The following is an 18369-nucleotide window of genomic DNA, read 5'->3' as shown; positions in this document are numbered from 1 at the left end:
AAGACTCATGCCATGTACAGACTCAGTCAATATAAGGAAACCGACAAAATGGGCGACCTGATCTGTGAAAACTATCCGATTCTTCTGGTAGTTAGCAGGTTCGGTATTTCGCTCGGGTTCGGCGACAAGGATATCGCGCAGGTGTGCGCGGACAACGGGGTCGATACGCCGACTTTTCTGGCCGTCGTGAACCTGCTGTTGGACGAGGACGAATCAGCCGCTCCGGCCGATGCTCCGCTGTCGGTCGGAGCGCTCGTACGGTACTTGCAGAATTCGCACGCCTATTTCCTGGATTTTCGTCTGCCGGTGATCCGCCGCGAACTGGCCGATGCGCTCGGCAGCGATCACGGCGACGTTTCGTTCGCCGTGCTCCGTTTTTTCGATGAATATGCGGCTGAGGTGCGCAGGCACATGCTTTACGAAGAAGAGAAAGTTTTTCCTTATGTCCGTTCTTTGCTCGAAGGGCGTAAGAAGGGACGGTACAGGATCGATATTTTCCGGAGACAGCACGATCAGGTGGAGGCCCGGCTGACGGAGTTGAAGAACATCCTGATCCGCTACTATCCGGGCAGCGGCAGCAACGAACTCAACAGCGCGTTGTTCGATATTTTTTCGTGCGAGCGCGACCTGGCTTCGCACAATCGGATCGAAGACCACCTGTTCGTTCCGGCGGTCGTGGAACTGGAGCGTAAAAACGGTTCGCAATGATGAGCGTTTCGTTGAAAATAGCCGTAGCCGAGTCTTCGCAAATTATCCGCAGCGGTCTTCTTGCGGTGCTGAAACGGCTACCCGGACTGAATGTGAGCGTCGTGGAGATCGCCGATCCCGAACAACTGGTCAAGTCGCTTTGCTGGCAGAAGCCCGACATCCTGATCGTGAATCCGGCGTTGCCGGGGCTTTTTTCGTTGCAGCGCATCCGGCACGAATCGGGGTGCGAGACGATGAAATGCGTGGCCCTGCAATGCGCGCTGGCCGACGCCCTGTCGCTGAGGATCTACGACGAGACGATCTCCCTGTACGATACGGCCGAACAGATCCGGCTCAAACTGTCCCGTCTCGCCAACCGGGACGAAAAACCCGAATCCCGGCGCGACTTGCTGAGTCCGCGGGAAAAAGACGTTGTGGTCTGCGTGGTGAAGGGGATGACCAACAAGCAGATCGCCGAGCGGCTGTGCCTGTCGGCGCATACCGTGATTACCCACCGCCGCAACATCGCCGGCAAATTGCAGATACACAGTCCGGCCGGGTTGACCATCTATGCGATCGTCAACAAGCTGGTCGAACTCGACGAGATCGGAGAGACCGTCGCGGCCGGGTAATTCCCCGCCGCCCGGAATCGCCGTTTCGTCCGGATCGTTCCGATTTTTCGTTTTGTTTTTGCTTTCACCGAAAAATTGGTGAAATATTTGCGGAGTGATCCGCAATATCCATTCTTAGAGCTATGACAGACGGAACGATAGGGAAAAACAACGCTTTTTTCCGGCAACTGCTTTATATCGGCATCCTGATTACGATCGGGCTGGTAATTTTCACACAACTCCAATTTTTCGTAGGATCGTTCCTCGGGGCGATCACGATGTACGTCGTGTTGCGGACGGTGCTGTTCCGGTTGACCGAGCGCTGGAACTGGAAGCCCTGGGTCGCCTCGCTGATGCTGGTGTTGGCTACGACGCTGCTGCTGTCCGGGCTGGGATTTCTGATTTTCGAGGTGATCGCCTCCGAGATCCCGAACGTGGACACCTCGAAAATCGTCGACGTTTTCAACGAACTGCTCCGGCGGGCGAACCATCTGCTGGGCTTTGCGATCGTGCCGGAAAATATCGTCAAAGGTTCCGGCGGGACGATCACGAAAATGGCCTCGATGCTGCTCAATACGACTTACAGTTTCGCAGCGAACGTGTTCATGATGCTCGTGATCCTTTATTTCATGCTGCTGCACGCTCGGACTATGGAACGAAGCGCGAACCGCTACCTGCCGTTCCGCGGTCATAGCCAGCAGGTGATTCGCAGCGAAGTCAAGAGCATTATTTTCAGCAATGCCGTCGGCATTCCGCTGGTCATGTTCGCGCAGGCGGCGGCCTCCTTTCTGGTCTATTGGGCGCTGGGCGTCAACAATGCGGTCTTCTGGGCTTTCGTGACGGCCGTCTGCGGGTTGATACCGATGGTCGGCACCGCGATCGTCACCGTGCCGATGGGCGTTTATATGATTTTCGACGACAGCGTCTGGATGGGGATCATCATGATCGCGTGCGGCATACTGATCGTGGCCAACGTAGACAACCTGTGCCGGATCATCCTGATGAAGAAGATCTCCAATACCCACCCGCTGATCGTGATTTTCGGGGTGATCCTCGGGATTCCGCTTTTCGGCTTCTGGGGGATTATTTTCGGGCCGCTGCTGATCTCCGCCTTCCTGCTGTTGATTCGGATCTATTACAAGGAATACCGGTTGCTGCCGCCGTCGGAATCCTGAACCGGCGGACGGCCGCTTATCGCCGGTCGTCCCGGTGGCGGTGTCTTTTGACGACCGTTCCGTGTCCGACGACCGTCTGTTTGATACCCGGCATCAGCGACTTCCACAGGTAGTTGAACTGCGAGCGGTAGGGATCCCGTTCGGTCGCGCCTTCGCCGGTGCGGGTCACTCCGTCTTCCGGATTGCCGGTGCGGATCAACAGGTCGTCTACGATGGCCGAAAGCAACCGGCGGGCCTTGGGCCCGTCTTTCTCCTGTTTCATTAGCGAGACGTTCAGGCTGTCGTACAGCAGTAGTAATTGTACGTCGGCTTGACGAGAGTCTCCTGCGATGCGGAAATTCATTCCGTCGATTCGCCCCGTATTGATTCGCGCGTTCACCAGCGGTTCGATCGCCCGGTTCATCGCCTGCAGTTCCATCGGGCCGAGCTTTCCGTCCACTTCGAAACGGTCGTCCAGCGAATCGGCCGGCAGCAGGAAGGTCGCCTGTAAGACTCCCCGGTTCATCAGTCGCCCGCTGGCTTTCAGGGTGATGCGCGGATGTTCCGGCGAGGCGGCGTTGGCGAGTCCGTACAGGTCGCCTCTCAGACTGTCGAAGGTGACGGTACCCGGAACGGTTCCCGTCGCCGACAGTTCTTCGTACACGGCGCGAATGTCGCTGAAACTTATTCTACGAACTTCCACTCCGAAAGAGAGTTTTTGCAGGGATTGGTAAAAGAGCGGTTTGATGCGCTGTTTTTGCGGGATCTGTCGGTTCTTGAAGCTGCCGATTTCCACGTTGCCGATCCATACGCTGTCGATTTTCAGCTTTTTGTTCCGCGCGATCTCGGGATAGTCCACTCCCGTGCACGCGATCCGGCCTGCGACGACCTGCGTCCAGTCCGGATGGCCTGCTACCAGCGAGGCGAATTCGCTTTTCGGGTATTGCGGCAACAGGCGGACGCCCGCTACCGAGCATTCGCCTTTGCGGGTGTCGATTATCAGCGTATCGGCCTGCAACGCGACCGCTCCTTCGTCGAGCTGATAGTTTACCGATTCGACGGAAGTGCGGATGCCGTTGTCGAGCCATCCGCTGTCGTTCGCATTCCCGGCGTTCAGGCGGAAATCGTCGGTTTGTACGGAGAGTCCCCGCAACGTATGGCATGTCTGCCGTCCGTTCCGGATCTCGCAGTACGTTACCGAGCCGTCCGCGATCCGGAGCCGGCCGATGCCGATCGTCCGGACGGTCTGTCCGGATGCCCGTTGCAGCGAGTCGACCGGTGGAACCGAGTCGCTGAAGTTGCGGACGATGTCGACGTGCGGTGCCGACACTTCGATTTCGGCGATCGTCGGCGTCCGGTCTCCGTCTTGTTGCGTCAGGCGGATTCCGCCGATCGAAAGCTGTGCTGCGGTGAGCCGGAACATCCGCAGGCCGGGATGTCGTTTTGCGAGCAGCAAGCTGTCGGTCGTCAGGACGATGCCTTTGAGCCGCATCGACCGGCCGACCGGATTGAAACGCACCCGGTCGATGCTGATCCGGCACGTTCCGCCGGTCTGCTCGGCGACCTCTTTTTCGATCTTTTGCCGGACGATCCGGCCGATCCAGAGGTTTGCGCCCGCAAGCAGCAGCAGGACGGCGACGACGACGATCCCCGCCGTCCGGACGATTTTTCTGAAACGCGGTTTTCTTTCGGTAGTTTCCATAATTCTGTGCATTTTACGAATAAAATGCATAGCTTGCAAATTCCTGTCCAAATCGCCGGTCGATGGATGAGATATTCGACGATGCGGATTATCTGCCGAAGATTTTATTCTCCGGTTCTCCCGCTCCGGTGCCCGTAACTGAAATAGAAATCTTTGAGTTCGTTGCGGGTCGCCCGCCTGACGGATACGTATTCGGGAGGGACGCAGGCGTCCCTGTAAAATCGGGTCAATCCGTCGGTCATGACCTCCAGAACGACGTTCCCGTTTTCGAGTTTGTCGAAAATTCCCCACAGGCAGCGGTCCGGGTCGTGGCGCCGGGGATCGAGGGAGAAAAGATACAGCTCTCCCGGAACGAAATGGAAATCCTGGATCGCCATAGCCGCTGTCGGTCGGTTTTATTCCTGTTCGACCAGAAGTTCTTCGAGACAACTGGTGTCCACGCGCATGTAACGCAGGAACGTATCGTAGTTGAAGCCGTATTTAGGAAATACGTGTTTCAGCCAAACCTGTTTGTAACATTTGTCGTGCCGTCCCGGTTCGTAAAATTGTGCTGCAAAGTCCTGGATTTCTTTTGCTCTGATTAAATAACTGATAGAATGCATACATATCGATAATTGGTCGGATCGGTTTCGGTCCGAATTTCTTAAGTATTTGGATCTAAATGAAAAATAATAGTGAAAGTGACTAAAATTTTTAGCGCTGTACGGTGTCGGGGATACTGCATTCGGTCCAGGATAAATGAGTTTTCTGTCAGTCGGAACCGTTCTTTCGGAACGGGGCCGTGACGGTTTCCGTTTCTAAAATAGCATGTTATGCGGCGAGGGTATTTCCCGGAGACGGGAGTAAACAGCGTCCGGATAAAATACAAATATCCGTACAATTTGATTATATTTGTACAAAATGCTTTGGTACGGCGGAATTGCGAGATGTCCGGGCGGTTTGGAAAACGGGTATGGCGGTAATGATCGTTTCTGTACGGTGCCGTATTCGAGATTTGTGGATAATTGATTTGCAGCGAGTTGAGTGATTGTAAGATCGGACGTATGATTTTTCCGGGGGGGCGGATAAACTATGAGAAGCGGGTCGTCGAGCGGATGATCCGTTTTTACTGTATCCACCGGGAAGGGAACCGGGAGCTTTGTCCGGAGTGTCGGGAATTGCTCGCGTATGCCGTTGTCCGGTTGGATTGCTGTCGGTTCGGCGACAGGAAACCGGTTTGCAAGAAATGCCCCGTTCATTGCTACAAAATATCCATGCGGGAACGGATGCGGTGCGTGATGCGTTATGCGGGTCCCCGCCTGCTGTGGTATCGTCCGCTCGATGCGTTCGGGCACTTGCTCTGCCGTCTGCGGCTTTTCGGCGGCCGGTAATTTTCCGGGTCGTAGCGGCTTTTCGTAAGGCGATGTCCTGCGGCGGGTATCCCGTTTTCGGAGATCGCGGGGGACGGTTTTCCGGAACGAACGGCATAAAGAACCGGCACCCAGCGATTTTTCGATGGATGCCGGTTTGAATTATTCAGCGGATTTGCCGGAACCTATTGCCGGTAGATTATGCAATAGTGATGCCGGGATCGAGGTAAACGTCCTGAATCGCGTGCAGCAACGCGATGCCCTCTTTCATCGGGCGTTGGAACGCTTTGCGTCCGCTGATCAGCCCCATGCCGCCGGCGCGTTTGTTGACGACGGCCGTGATGACGGCGTCTTTCAGATCGGATACGCCGTGCGATTCGCCGCCGGAGTTGATTAGTCCGACGCGGCCCATGTAACCGTTGGCCACCTGGTAGCGGCACAGGTCGATCGGATGGTCGGACGCTAACTCTATGTACATTTTTTCGTTCGTTTTGCCGAAATGCAGCGCGGTGAACCCGCCGTTGTTGGTCGGCAGTTTCTGTTTGACGATGTCGGCCTTGATCGTGACGCCCAGGTGATCGGCCTGCCCGGTCAGGTCGGCCGACGCGTGGTAATCGGCGCCGTCTTTTTTAAAACTGCCGTTGCGCAGGTAACACCACAGGATCGTCGCCATACCCAGTTCGTGCGCCCGTTCGAAGGCTTCCGAAATTTCGACCAACTGCCGTCGGCTCTGCTCCGAACCGAAATAGATTGTCGCGCCGACCGCGACGGCTCCCATGTTCCACGCCTCGTCGACCGATCCGAACAGCACTTGGTCGTACGTGTTCGGGTAGGTCAGCAACTCGTTGTGGTTCAGCTTGACGATGAACGGTATCTTATGCGCGTATTTGCGGGCCACTGCGCCGAGGTTGCCGAACGTCGAAGCTACGGCGTTGCAGCCCCCTTCGATTGCCAGTTTGACGATGTTTTCCGGGTCGAAATAGACCGGGTTCGGAGCGAACGACGCGCCGGCCGTGTGTTCGATGTCCTGATCGACCGGCAGGATAGACACGTAGCCCGTGCCGGCCAGCCGGCCGTGGCCGAGCAGCGTTTGCAGGCTGCACAGCGTGCGGACGTTGCGGTCGGACGGAATCCATGTCCGGTCGACCGTGTCCGGCGACGGGATGTGGATCAGCGACTTGTCGATCGTCCGGCAAACGTGATTCAGGTAATATTCGGTTTTGTCTCCCAATAAATTGATGATCTGGCTCATATTCTATAACGGTTTAAATTTATTGTTGTTTTTTACCCTGGCGGGCGACGGCTTCCATCAGTTTGCGGATCTCTTCCGGGTCGCCGAGAAAATAATCCTTCGTAAGATTCAGCCGGTCGTCGAATTCGAAGACGTACGGTACGGCCGTCGGCAGGTTCAGGTTGACGATGTCGTCGTCCGAAATGCGCTTCAGATGCTTGATAATCCCCCGCAGACTGTTGCCGTGCGCGACGACCAGCAACTGGTCGGCCGTTTTCAGGTTCGGAAAGATCGCGCACTGCCAGTACGGCATGATCCGTTCGATCGTCTCTTTCAGGGATTCGGTGCGCGGCAGTTCCCCGTCCGGAACCAGCCGGTAGCGCGGGTCGAAACGCGGGTTGCGCGGATCGTCCTCGGCGAGCGGATCGGGTGCGATGTCGTAGCTGCGTCGCCAGACGAGCACCTGTTGGTCGCCGTATTTGGCGGCTGTCTCGCTCTTGTTGAGTCCTTGCAGCATACCGTAATGCTTTTCGTTCAGCCGCCAGCTCTTTTCGACCGGGATCCAGTCCTGGTCGAGCTTGTCCAACACGCGGTCGAGCGTTTTGACGGCGCGTTTGAGGTACGAAGTATAGGCTTTGTCGAATGCGAAACCCTCTTTTTTCAGCAATTCGCCGGCCCTGTCGGCTTCGGCGACGCCTTTTTCGGTCAGGTCGACGTCCGTCCAGCCGGTAAAGCGGTTTTCCCGGTTCCAGATGCTTTCTCCGTGTCGGAGCAAAACGATTTTTTTCATAGTCTTATGCGGTTTGATTTTCCATGTCGGACGCGGTTGCAGGCTGGCGTTCCGTGCCCGTGCGGCGGATGCGCGGCTCTCCGTCGCCGCGACGCTCCGGATATCGGTTCTGTGCAAATAGTGTGCAATAACCTGCGGCCCCGTTGTTTTAAGGAGTAAAAAAAGTAAAATCGTCCGTTTAAAGCAATACCCGGAGGTAGGTATTGTTGCCGGCGAGGGAGAACGATAGGGTAGGTGCGCGCGGGCGGATCAGCCTTCCCGGATGTCGGCGAACCAGTAGGCGTAGTTTTTTACCGTGCCGTCGTCCAGTTTGACCGGGTACCTGCGCTGCAACGGTTCGCCGAGCGCGAACTGCACGGGCGTGCGGAACGGACCGCCGGCGTAGCAAAATGTGTGGTACTCGCCGTTTTCGCCGCATACGTCGACGCCGTCGGGCAGGTCCCGTACGAACGTTTCGTCGATTCGCCGCCCGATGAAGTCGCGGCCGAGCCGGTCGGCGGTCGTCGTGACGATCACGGTTTGCAGGCCCGAGGCGAGAAATTCCCGCATGATTTCCGCGGAAGATTTGCCCCACAGCGGTTCGACGACCGTGATGCCGTAGGGCGACAGTTGCTTTTCGCGGTAGGAGCGCACGTCGTGCAGGAAAATATCTCCGAAAATGAAACGATCGGCGCCCGTATCCCTGAAGTGTCCGACCGCCGCCGCCATCGCCTCTTCGTAGTTCTCCATCGTGCCGTCCGGCGCGAGGTCTATCGTGTAGAGCGGCAGGCCGATGCTGTCGGCCTGCCGACGAAGCAGTCCGACGGGGATGCCGTGCATCGACGAGCGCGCGTTGTCGCGGTTCACGGTCGTCAGCAGCGATACGATTTCGTAGGCTTCGCTCTGCTGCGCCTTGTACAGCGCCAGCGCGGAATCTTTTCCTCCGCTCCAGTTGAAAACGGCTTTTTCGCGCTTCCCGCTTACCATGATCCGTCGTTTGCGGGGCGGCTGGAGAAAAAGCCGCTGACCAGTGTGAAATATTCGGGCAGTCCGGACGATCCGGGTTCGCTCCACTTCAGTTCGATGCCCAGCAGTTCCGACGCGGTTTTCCCGATGTCGAAACCGAGGGATTCCAGCGAAGGGCGTATCCGGTCGGGATAGCGGCACGGCCGGCCTTCGCTCCGGGCGCATGTCTCTTCCGGGCACAGGTGGCAGGTTCCGGCATAAAAAGCGCGGCTGCCCGGATATTTCCGTTCGAGTTCCAATAGCCGGGCGTCGAGCGTCCGCCGGACTTCGACGATCATCCGCTGTCCCGCCTGCCGGCCTTGTTCCGGCGTCGCGCATTCGGCGCGGGCGGACGGCTCGGGGATGATCCGTGTGCCTATGATCAACGCCGTGCGGTATCCGGACAGGTATTCGTCCGCATCGAATCCGTGCGGCGGACAGGCCCAGCAGGCGCCGTAGCGGGAACATGCTTGGCAGAATACGATGAATTTTTCAGCGTTCCGGTAGCGGGCGACGTACTCCCCGGCCGGGATCGTCGCGGCGGTCTCTTCGGTTCGGTACATGTTAGTCGTTTTTCGAAAGCCGGATCAGGATCACGCCCGAGTCGGAAACCGTCCCGATCTTCAACGGACCTGCCGTCCGCCCGGTTTCGAACACCCGGCTCAGGTCGTGCGTTTCGTCGAGCAGGAATACTTCGGTTCGGGCGAATTTCCCGATGCCATCGATGTCCAGCGTGAACTCGCGGGGGCCCGATTTCCAGCAGGCGGCGAGGATCGCCAGGTTGCCCAGGCTGTCCGTGCCGGCCAGCACGCGGCTTCCGGCGGGCATACCGTCCGTTTCGGTGCGTACCCGTTCGGGATAGGCGGTCAACTCGCCGAACGCTTTCATGCCGTAGTAAGTTTTGACCGGCGTCCGGTTTTCAAATACGCCCCAGCGCGTCGTGGTGACCGTGTAGTAGAATCCTTTGTCGAGCGGCGTATCCTGCCAGCCGATCATCACCGTGTTCAGGAAAGCCGCCGATTCCAGTCCGCGCATGAACCGGATCGCTTCGTTCTGCTCCGCCGGGCCCATGTTCCACAGCGCTCCGCCGTACGGGTTGTAGTGCCATTCGTTCAAGTGGATCTCCGTCTCGGGATAGCCGCATTCGTCCAGATACCGGCGTGCGTCTACGGCCATTTGCAGTAATTCGGTATCGGTGGGCGAGTAGTAGTGGAACGAGTAGAAGTCCAGCGGCGCTTTGTGACGGGCGCAGTTCCCTGCGAAATCCCTGACCGCCTGTTCGCCGAAGGCGCAGTGCCCTGGCCCGCCGAATTTCAGGTGCGGGAAGCGTTTTTTCAGTTCGGTCGCCGCCTGCGCATAGAAGTCGTTGAACTGCTGCAACGTCCCGGTCCACATTTTCGGGCCCAGATCGGGTTCGTTCCATATCTCCCAGTAACGGATGTCGTAACGGAACCCGTTCCATTTTCCTTCCGTGTAGTGACGGATGACGTTCGATGCGACGTCGACCCATTTTCGCACGTCTTCGGGCGGGTGCACGAAATATTTGTTGACGCTGTGCTCGATCGAGGTTCCCAGCCGGTAATAGACTTCCGTGCCGCACGCGATGCAATTCGCAATATAGTCGTCCGTCTGGGCGAAATAGTAGTTGTCCGGATCTTCCGCGTCCGCTTCGGGATTCGCGAAGATCAGCGGAAGATCGACCAGTCTCATGCCGGGATTCTCCAGCGGAGCGTCGTGCAGCCGCGTGATCGGGATGTGCATTCCGGCGAACGCTTCGCGGAGGTTGCATCCGGGCATCTCTTCGTCTTCGAGCGGCGGGGCCAGGTTGCCGCCGTTCACCGGTTTGATCTTTCCGGCGGACTCTCTCGGATAGACCCGGATCGTCGTCTGCCGGTCTTCCCCGGAAACGACGTCTTGCAGGGCTGCCCGTGCGGCGGCTGCGAATCCGGTGCACGCCAGAACGGCGAGCAGGTATTTCAGGATCGTCTTCTTCTCCATGCGGCGGTTTTTCATTGTTCCGGATTTGTCGCAAAGATATGGAATTTCATTCGTTCCGCGAAACCGAAGCGATAGGGCTTTTACGGAAATTTTGTATGGAGAAAACCCGTTTAAAACATATTCCGACTTTATTGCGCCCGAACACCCGGGCGGCACGCTTCCGGTGGATTATAAAAAACTCGTATCGTGCGTTTTGCAGGAATAAAAGGTATATATTATATTTGTATGCCATATTGTGCGCGAACAATGAAGTTGAATGTTAAATGGTTTGTATATAGTTTATTATGATAGATAGGCCTGATGTCCGTTTGTTTCGCCCGATAAAGGGCGGATTGCTTTTTGTTTTTTGCCTGCTCGCGGTTTTTCCCGGATTCGGAAAACAGCAGGGTCGGGGAACCGATTATATGCTGGTCGTCAGCGTTTATGCCGAGGCCTCCGCATGGAGCAACGACATCATTATTCCTGTCATCAACATGGCCGCCGGGATCGAGAACCTGAACGTGTATTCCGAATACATGAACATGTTGTTGATCGACAACGATACGCTGGCGACCGAGTTCAAGCGGAGGCTGTTCGCGAATTACCGGGAACACCCGCCCCGGATGCTGCTGTTGATCGGGAACCCGGCGAAGATATTGCTGGAAGATGTAAAAAAACACTGGGGCGACATTCCGATCCTTTTTTGCGCGGACAAGGAGTATGTGGGAACGGACAGTCTGTATCTGAAGCGAAATCCGATTCCGCCCGATCTGAGAACCCCGTTGTCCGAATTGGTTTCGGAGTACAACCTGACGGTCTTACAAACGCCCGTTTTTCTGCGGCAGAGCGTCGATCTGATGCGCCGGATGATTCCGGGAATGAAAGAGCTGGTATTCCTGGGCGACGACTTGTATATCAACCGGCAGGACGAACAGGAACTCTCCGAACTGATGCGGACGGATTATCCGGAACTAAGCTACCGTTATTTTTCCGCGGCGGACATGACGACCGGGCAGTTGTTCGATTCTTTGAAAACGATCGACAGGAAAACCACGGGCGTACTCTATTCGTCCTGGTGGTATAAAAAAAACTTCGTGGGCAATACCGTGCTGATGACGGACGCTTACCGGGGAATCACCACGTTCGCTCTGCCGTTTTTTTCATTGCATCCGTCGGGGATCAGGGATTCCAACGGTATCGTCGGCGGTTTCGTTTACAGTCAAGAAGCGTTCAATAAAAAGTTGATCGAAACCATTTCCGGGGTGCTGGCCGGTCGTCAGCCGCGGGATATTCCGTTTTATTTTCCGCGGGGCATTCCTACGTTCAATTACGAATCGCTGGTCGGCAACGGGTTTTCTCTGGCCGATACGCCGAAAGGGGCGGTGGTTTACAACCGGCCTCCCTCTTTTTTCGAGCAGTACAAGTACGTCCTTTTCGGGACGGTCGTTCTTTTCGTCGTCGCCCTGCTTCTTTTTCAGTCGAAGCGCAACCGCATGTTACAAAAACTCAGTAAGGCGCAACTGCGGGAGATCCAGATCGGTGAAAACTATACGAACTTGTTCGACAACATGCCGATCATATACATGCAGGAGCGTGTAGTGCTGGACGAATCCGGCGATCCGGTCGATACCGTGTTCTGCGACGTGAACCGGTCTTTCGAACGGTCGTTCTATCCCAAGGAGCGAATTATCGGCAAGAAGGGAAGCGAAATTTTTCCCGAGTCGATGCCCGAATTCCTGCATTTTATCCGGATCGCGATCGCCGAACGGCGGAGCATTACTTTTACTTACTATTTTAAGTCGATCGACACGTTCTACGAGGTGGTGCTGTGCTGTTCGCATATGCCGGGAATTATAGACGTATTTTGCCTGGACAGCACCCAGCTTCACGACGTGCAGCAGAAACTTTCCACTACGAACAAGAAGTTGTCGATGGCCCTGGAGATAGCCAGCATCGTTCCGTGGAAGTGGAACCTGCGGGAACGCACCATTCTGTGCGATGTGAACCGGCCGATCGAACTGGGCGGACTGGACGGCGATGTCCGGGAAGAGCAGCTTTCCGTGCCGGATACGCAGTATTTCGCCAAAATCCGCCGGGAAGACCGGGAAAGGGTGCGCCGCGCTTACCGGGATTTGGCGGAAGGCCGGGTAGCGAAAGTGAAGGAGGAGTACCGGGTGATCGTCGGCGAAGGCCGGGGTAGGCGGCAGGAGTGGGTGGAGGCGCAGGCGGCCGTCGAGACATGGGATGGATCGGGCAAACCGCTGGTGCTGGTCGGTTCGTCGCAGGTGATTACCGAGCGGAAGAAGATGGAGCAAGAGATGATGTCGGCCAAAGACCGGGCGGAAGAGTCCAACCGGCTCAAGTCGGCTTTCCTCGCCAATATGAGCCACGAAATCCGGGCGCCGCTGAATGCGATCGTCGGTTTCTCGGGGATTCTGGCATTGTCCGATTCGGAGCAGGAGAAGCAGGAGTACGTCGGCATTATCGAGAACAACAACGCATTGTTGTTGCAGTTGATCGGCGACATTCTCGATCTGTCGAAGATCGAAGCCGGAACGCTCGAATTCGTCTATTCGGATTTCGATCTGAACGAACTGATGCAGGAGAAGGAACGCGTGATGCGGATGCGCCTGAAGACGGATCGGGTGGAACTGGCGTTCGAACGGCCTTTGGCCGAATGTCCTATTCGCTCCGAAAGAAACCGGCTTTCCCAATTGTTGATCAATCTGATATCCAATGCGATCAAATTTACCAAGCAGGGAAGTATCCGGTTCGGCTACGAACTGCGCGGCCAGGAGATCTATTGTTACGTGACCGATACCGGCTGCGGAATTCCGCAGGATAAGAAAGACAGCGTTTTCGGACGGTTCGTCAAACTGAACCACTTCGAACAGGGCACCGGTCTCGGCCTTTCGATCTGCCATACGATCGTCCGGCACATGGGCGGACGGATCGGCGTGGAGTCCGAAGAGGGCAAAGGTTCGACGTTCTGGTTCACGATCCCTTATACGCCGGCCACGCTCCGGCCGGAGGACGAGCCGGAAGAGCGTCCGCTCGTGGCGGTCGAAAAAGACAAACTGACCGTCCTGATCGCCGAGGACGACGACAGTAATTACAGACTGTTCGAAACCATTCTCCGGCACGATTACCGGCTGGTACATGCGTGGAACGGAAAAGAGGCCGTCGAATTGTTCGAACAATACCGGCCGCACCTGGTGCTGATGGATCTCAATATGCCGGTAATGGACGGTTACGAAGCCACGCGCGAGATCCGTAAAATATCTTCCGACGTGCCCGTGCTCGCTGTCACCGCCTTCGCTTTCGCGTCGGACGAGCAGAAAGTGATGCAGAACGGCTTCGACGGTTACATGCCCAAGCCGATCAATGCGAAACAGTTGAAAGGGCAGATACTGGACATGTTGCAGTCCCGGATGACGCTGATCTAAAATTTCCGTACCGCTTTCCGCATCCGGCGTCCGTCCCGGTTCAGGTGTTTCCGCAGCGGAGCCGGTACCAGGCAAACGATCAACTGAGCCCGCTGCCACCGGTAACATTGCTGGAACAGCAGCATTGCCGCGGCGATAAACAGGGCTGCGCCGGCGGCGATCTCGAAGGGCAGTAGCGGTAGGTCTTCCTGCGGCACGATCATCGGGATCAGCGCGACCGCTCCGGCCGGGGCGAAAAATTTGCCGATGCGTTCGAACAGCAGGAACAGGCTGGTGAAGACCGCGAGCGCTACCGCCCATTCGGGCCATTGCATACGGACGTGCCCGGCCCACTGGAACAGCGTGCCCAGGAAAGCGGCGGCCGTCAGTAACAGGAAGATCTGAACCGGCCGGTTCCGGAAGCCCGCTTTCGACTCGGCGAATTCGACGTAGGTGACTATCAGCGGCGGCAGGATGAAATAGAGGTTCGACGTATAGACCGGAACGGCCGCGACGACCAGAATCGTGCCGAGCAGGAACAGCCAACGGAGCGTCTCTTTTTTCCACTCCGTTGCAGCCGGCGTAAAATCGGCTGCCGTCCGCAGGCGGCCCCGTTCCATCAGGCGTTGCCCGGCCGCTACGGTCAGGGTCATCGTCAGTACGGCCGCCGGATAGATCCAACTGTCGGTGCCAAGCAGGATCGGCAGCATGCCCGCCGAGATCAGCGGGGGCAGCGAAGCGCGGAACAGCATCAGGCATACGGCCGTAAAGGCGAACGAAACCGCGATGTCGGCTATCAGCGGCAGCGGCGAGTAGCGCACGATGCAGACTCCGGCTACGGCGCCTGCGGTCATCAGCGCCACCATCCGCGCGCGGCTGACCCGCCATACCTGCTTGTCGACTATCCACATGCCGATCGTGAGGGCTGCCATTTCCGGGAAAATGATCTCTTTTTCGCCGGACAGTTCGGCGACCGCTACCATCAGCAGGATCGTTGTCAGGGCGAAAAGGTATCTTTTTCTTTTCGTCGGATCTGCAAACAGCCGGGTTTCGGGGGGGCGAATGTTCATAGCCGTGTTTTTCAGTGACGGACGCAAAGGTAGTCATTTTCGCGCGAACGGGACATTTTCCGCGTAACAGTGAGTTTCGCGGCGCCGGAAAATGCGGTTTTATCGGCGGATTATGCTTATCTTTACTACCGGAAAACAGCAGCCCTATGGATTACAGCGTTACCACCCGTCTGAAAGGAGTCGTCGCGATGACCGGCAGCTTTCATGCCGATCCGGTGCTGCGCCGGGACCGGAGCCTGTATAAATTCATCTGGGTGCAGCGCGGGATGCTGACTCTCGTGATCGACCATGTGGAAACGCAACTCGCCGCCGGCGAGATCGTTTCGCTCACTCCGTTGCACCGGATCGAATTCGGGGAGTCCGGCGCGGAGTATCTGGCGTTGCTGTTCAACAGCGATTTTTACTGCATCTACGGGCACGACGACGAAGTGTCGTGCAACGGCCTGCTGTTCAACGGATCGTCGGACGTTATGCGGCTGAAGCTGACCGCCGGACAGTCGGAAGCGCTGCATGAGATCACCGACCGGATGGTTGCCGAATACGCGGTCGCCGACAACCTGCGCGAAGAGATGCTGCGCATTCTGTTGAAACGTTTTATCATTACTTGTACGCGCATGGCGCGGGAACGGTTCGCAGCCGGGGCGGGCAGCGAACGGCAGTTCGACATCGTCCGCCGGTACTATGTGCTGGTCGACCGGTACTTCCGTGAAAAGAAGCAGGTGCAGGAGTATGCCCTTCTGCTGCACCGCTCCCCGAAAACGCTGTCGAATCTTTTCGCCGTTTACGGCCTGCCGTCGCCGTTGCAGGTCATCCGCGACCGGACGCAGGCCGAAGCCCGGCGCCTGCTGCTTTATACTTCGAAAAGCGCCAAGGAGGTCGCCGGTATCCTCGGATTCGAAGACGCGGCCTCTTTCAGCCGGTTCTTCAAAGGGGCGACCGGGAAGAGTATTTCGGAGTACCGGCGCGGGAAATAGGGAATAATTGCCAACACATCCGGCAGAATCGCCATTTACCGGCCGGCGTAAACGGCGGATCTTTGCATCATCGTTAAACCTCAAAAGAGAAATGATGATGACGGAACTCAAAAAACTTTACGTCGGTTCGCTGAGATTGACTGCCGGCTGCCGGAAACTGGGCATCGGCCTGATGCGTGTCGCTATCTTCGTGATCTTCGTCTGGATCGGCGGCCTGAAATTTTGGAATTACGAGGCCGAAGGGATCGTCCCTTTCGTCGCCAACAGCCCTTTCATGAGCTTCTTCTATACGAAATCCGCGCCCGAATACAGGGATTACAAGCTCCGCGAGGGCGAATTCGACCCGGCTAAACGCGACTGGCATACGGCGAACAATACGTACGGGTTCTCGCGCGGACTGGGCGTCCTGATTATGGGGATCGGGGTGCTGGCGTTTCTCGGCATGTTTTTTCCGAAAGCGGGCCTTGTTGGTGCAATCCTTGCAATCCTGATGACTGTCGGCACCCTGTCGTTCCTTGCGACGACTCCCGAAGCGTGGGTTCCCGACCTCGGGGCGGAGCACGGATTTCCGCTGCTGAGCGGGGCGGGGAGGCTGGTCGTCAAAGATATCGCGATTTTGGCCGGGGCGGTGATCCTGCTCTCCGAATCGGCCAGAAGGCTATTGAACGAACAAAAAAACAACGGCGATGAAGACTTATGATGCGATTATTATCGGTTTCGGCAAAGGCGGAAAGACCTTAGCCGTCGAACTGGCCAAACGCGAATGGACGGTGGCCGTAGTCGAACGTTCCGAGAAGATGTACGGCGGAACTTGTATCAATACCGGATGCATTCCGACCAAAACGCTGATACACCAGGCGAAAGCGGCGGCCATGCGCCTCGAACTTCCGTTCGACCGGAAAAAAGAGTTTTACCGCCGGGCCGTCGCGGTCAAGGAAGAGGTCGTTTCGTCGTTGCGCGACCGGAATTACCACAACCTGGCCGACCGTCCGGGGATCGCGGTCTATACCGGCGTCGGCTCGTTCGTCTCCCCGGACGAGGTTTCGGTGGAGGGCGCGGAAGGCAGGCAGGTGCTGAAAGCGAAATACATCTTTATCGATACCGGGGCCGAGACCGTCCTGCCGCCGATCGACGGGCTGTCTGCGAGCCGTTTCGTCCATACGAGCGCGTCGATCATGGAGCTGAAGGAGTTACCGCGCCGGCTGGCGATCGTGGGCGGCGGGTACATCGGGCTCGAATTCGCCTCCATGTACGCCTCTTTCGGCTCGGAAGTGACGGTGTTCGAAGGGGGGCCTGTGCTGATGCCGAGGGAAGACCGGGATGTCGCCGACAGCGTCCGGGAGACTCTTGAGAAAAAGGGGATCGTTTTCCGAACGGGCGCCGACGTATTGTCCGTGCGCGATTCCGGCGGGGCGGCGAAGGTATCCTGGCGGCAGGCCGGGGAGGGCCGGGTCGGGGAACTGGAAGCGGACGCTGTACTGATCGCTGCGGGCCGCCGGCCGGCGACCGAAGTACTGAATCTCGAAGCTGCCGGCGTAAAGGTCGATTCGCGCGGGGCCGTCATCGTGGACGATCGGCTGAGGACGTCCAATCCGAATATCCGCGCGATCGGCGATGTGAAGGGGGGACTCCAGTTCACTTACATTTCGCTGGACGATTACCGGATTATCCGGGACGATCTGTTCGGCGCGGCGGTGCGGAAAACCGGCGACCGCGATCCGGTGGCCTACTCCGTATTCATCGACCCGCCGTTGTCGCACATCGGCATTACCGAAGAGACGGCCCGGCGGAACAACCTGGATGTCCGGGTCAACCGGATAGCCGTCGCTTCGATTCCCCGGATGCGGACCATCGGCGAGACGGACGGCCTGTTGAAAGCGGTGATCGACGCCCGCACGAACCGGATTCTGGGATGTACGCTGTTTTGTCCCGAATCGAGCGAGGTCATCAATACGGTCGCCGTGGCGATGAAATCCGGACGCACTGCCGCTTTTCTTCGCGATTTCGTTTTCACGCACCCGAGCGTCAGCGAAGCGCTGAACGACCTGTTCGTCTGAAATCCGCCGGACGTTTCGGCTTGCCTGCCGGTTCTGAGTCCGATAACCGCAACGTTTTCCGATGTGAGGCGGCCGTCCGCAGGCGATCGCTTCCCTTTTCGTACGGACCGGTCTTCCGTCCCGACCTTCGTTCGCGTATGCCGTTCGCTGCGGGATGTGCGAATCGGGGTATATCGGAGCATTCTATCGGAAAAATGTTTGTATATTACCGTTCGGATGTGTATTTTTATGACGATTGATCTGATTTTGGAAAGTCATCGAGCGGTGTGCGTATCCGCCGCCCGGCGGTTTTCGGGGAATGTCGGTTCGAAGCGGTTCGCCGGAATTTTGAGGCGGCGAATCGCCGTCGATTGAACGA

17 protein-coding genes are annotated in these 18369 nt (G+C 57.3%); 8 read left to right on the top strand and 9 right to left on the bottom strand.

Translation table 11 applies throughout. The annotated features are described in order from the left end of the window. Positions 1 to 12 precede the first annotated feature (12 nt). From C1A08_RS08885 to C1A08_RS08875, 3 genes are all read left to right on the top strand, one after another. The gene (locus C1A08_RS08885; protein ID WP_101573151.1) at positions 13 to 708 is read left to right on the top strand and encodes a hemerythrin domain-containing protein; all 696 of its coding nucleotides are present in this window, start codon (positions 13 to 15) and stop codon (positions 706 to 708) included. Then, positions 708 to 1319 (top strand): response regulator transcription factor, encoded by a 612-nt coding sequence (locus C1A08_RS08880; protein ID WP_101573149.1) that lies wholly within the window; start codon positions 708 to 710, stop codon positions 1317 to 1319. The genes C1A08_RS08885 and C1A08_RS08880 overlap by 1 nt, the downstream gene beginning before the upstream one ends. A 122-nt stretch (positions 1320 to 1441) precedes the next feature. Continuing rightward, positions 1442 to 2473: an AI-2E family transporter gene (locus tag C1A08_RS08875; RefSeq protein ID WP_101572802.1), complete on the top strand. Its 1032-nt coding sequence runs from the start codon at positions 1442 to 1444 to the stop codon at positions 2471 to 2473. 16 nt (positions 2474 to 2489) lie between these two features. Here the strand turns inward: C1A08_RS08875 and C1A08_RS08870 are convergent, their stop codons facing one another. The 3 genes from C1A08_RS08870 to C1A08_RS08860 all read right to left on the bottom strand — a co-directional run bounded on the left by C1A08_RS08870 (position 2490) and on the right by C1A08_RS08860 (position 4756). Then, positions 2490 to 4154, bottom strand: a complete 1665-nt coding sequence (locus tag C1A08_RS08870) for a hypothetical protein (RefSeq protein WP_101572800.1) — start codon at positions 4152 to 4154, stop codon at positions 2490 to 2492. A 104-nt stretch (positions 4155 to 4258) separates the two neighbouring features. Beyond that, positions 4259 to 4531 carry a hypothetical protein gene (locus C1A08_RS08865; RefSeq protein WP_055204945.1) on the bottom strand — a complete coding sequence of 91 codons (273 nt, stop codon included), beginning with the start codon at positions 4529 to 4531 and terminating at the stop codon, positions 4259 to 4261. 18 nt (positions 4532 to 4549) lie between these two features. Then, positions 4550 to 4756, bottom strand: coding sequence for a hypothetical protein (locus tag C1A08_RS08860; RefSeq protein ID WP_055204947.1), 207 nt, complete (start codon positions 4754 to 4756; stop codon positions 4550 to 4552). Positions 4757 to 5197: 441 nt separating this feature from the next. Between C1A08_RS08860 and C1A08_RS08855 the strand changes: the two genes are divergently transcribed. After that, on the top strand, positions 5198 to 5524 hold the full coding sequence (locus C1A08_RS08855) for a nitrous oxide-stimulated promoter family protein (RefSeq protein WP_055204949.1): 327 nt from the start codon (positions 5198 to 5200) through the stop codon (positions 5522 to 5524). Between the two features lie 178 nt (positions 5525 to 5702). On the opposite strand, the gene C1A08_RS08850 is transcribed toward C1A08_RS08855, so the two are convergent. The 5 genes from C1A08_RS08850 to C1A08_RS08830 all read right to left on the bottom strand — a co-directional run bounded on the left by C1A08_RS08850 (position 5703) and on the right by C1A08_RS08830 (position 10521). Next, entirely contained in the window at positions 5703 to 6755 is a 1053-nt protein-coding gene (locus tag C1A08_RS08850) for a class I fructose-bisphosphate aldolase (RefSeq protein ID WP_101572798.1), read from the bottom strand. Between the two features lie 19 nt (positions 6756 to 6774). Beyond that, positions 6775 to 7524 (bottom strand): 2,3-diphosphoglycerate-dependent phosphoglycerate mutase, encoded by a 750-nt coding sequence (gpmA, locus tag C1A08_RS08845; protein WP_101573146.1) that lies wholly within the window; start codon positions 7522 to 7524, stop codon positions 6775 to 6777. Positions 7525 to 7773: 249 nt separating this feature from the next. Next, positions 7774 to 8490: an ATP-binding protein gene (locus tag C1A08_RS08840; RefSeq protein WP_101572796.1), complete on the bottom strand. Its 717-nt coding sequence runs from the start codon at positions 8488 to 8490 to the stop codon at positions 7774 to 7776. Then, on the bottom strand, positions 8484 to 9071 hold the full coding sequence (locus C1A08_RS08835; RefSeq protein WP_101572794.1) for a DUF2284 domain-containing protein: 588 nt from the start codon (positions 9069 to 9071) through the stop codon (positions 8484 to 8486). Before C1A08_RS08835 ends, C1A08_RS08840 begins: the two co-directional genes overlap by 7 nt. A 1-nt stretch (position 9072) precedes the next feature. Next, positions 9073 to 10521 carry a GH39 family glycosyl hydrolase gene (locus tag C1A08_RS08830; protein ID WP_101572793.1) on the bottom strand — a complete coding sequence of 483 codons (1449 nt, stop codon included), beginning with the start codon at positions 10519 to 10521 and terminating at the stop codon, positions 9073 to 9075. Positions 10522 to 10790: 269 nt separating this feature from the next. Between C1A08_RS08830 and C1A08_RS08825 the strand changes: the two genes are divergently transcribed. Next, positions 10791 to 13931: a hybrid sensor histidine kinase/response regulator gene (locus tag C1A08_RS08825; RefSeq protein ID WP_180951555.1), complete on the top strand. Its 3141-nt coding sequence runs from the start codon at positions 10791 to 10793 to the stop codon at positions 13929 to 13931. On the opposite strand, the gene C1A08_RS08820 is transcribed toward C1A08_RS08825, so the two are convergent. Further along, complete coding sequence (locus tag C1A08_RS08820; RefSeq protein ID WP_101573142.1) at positions 13928 to 14980, bottom strand: hypothetical protein; 1053 nt, start codon at positions 14978 to 14980, stop codon at positions 13928 to 13930. The genes C1A08_RS08825 and C1A08_RS08820 overlap by 4 nt on opposite strands. A 146-nt stretch (positions 14981 to 15126) precedes the next feature. On the opposite strand from C1A08_RS08820, the gene C1A08_RS08815 reads away from it, so the two are divergent. From C1A08_RS08815 to C1A08_RS08805, 3 genes are all read left to right on the top strand, one after another. Next, complete coding sequence (locus tag C1A08_RS08815) at positions 15127 to 15954, top strand: helix-turn-helix domain-containing protein (RefSeq protein WP_101572792.1); 828 nt, start codon at positions 15127 to 15129, stop codon at positions 15952 to 15954. A gap of 94 nt (positions 15955 to 16048) precedes the next feature. Next, the gene (locus C1A08_RS08810; protein ID WP_055205151.1) at positions 16049 to 16654 is read left to right on the top strand and encodes a DUF417 family protein; all 606 of its coding nucleotides are present in this window, start codon (positions 16049 to 16051) and stop codon (positions 16652 to 16654) included. Next, on the top strand, positions 16641 to 18011 hold the full coding sequence (locus C1A08_RS08805) for an FAD-dependent oxidoreductase (protein WP_101572791.1): 1371 nt from the start codon (positions 16641 to 16643) through the stop codon (positions 18009 to 18011). Before C1A08_RS08810 ends, C1A08_RS08805 begins: the two co-directional genes overlap by 14 nt. Positions 18012 to 18369 lie beyond the last annotated feature (358 nt).

This window comes from Alistipes sp. cv1, assembly GCF_900240235.1.
In the GTDB taxonomy this organism is placed as follows: Bacteria; Bacteroidota; Bacteroidia; order Bacteroidales; family Rikenellaceae; genus Alistipes_A; species Alistipes_A hominis.
The sequence above is the reverse complement of the archived record's forward strand: the minus strand, read 5'-3'. Positions and strand labels throughout refer to the sequence as shown.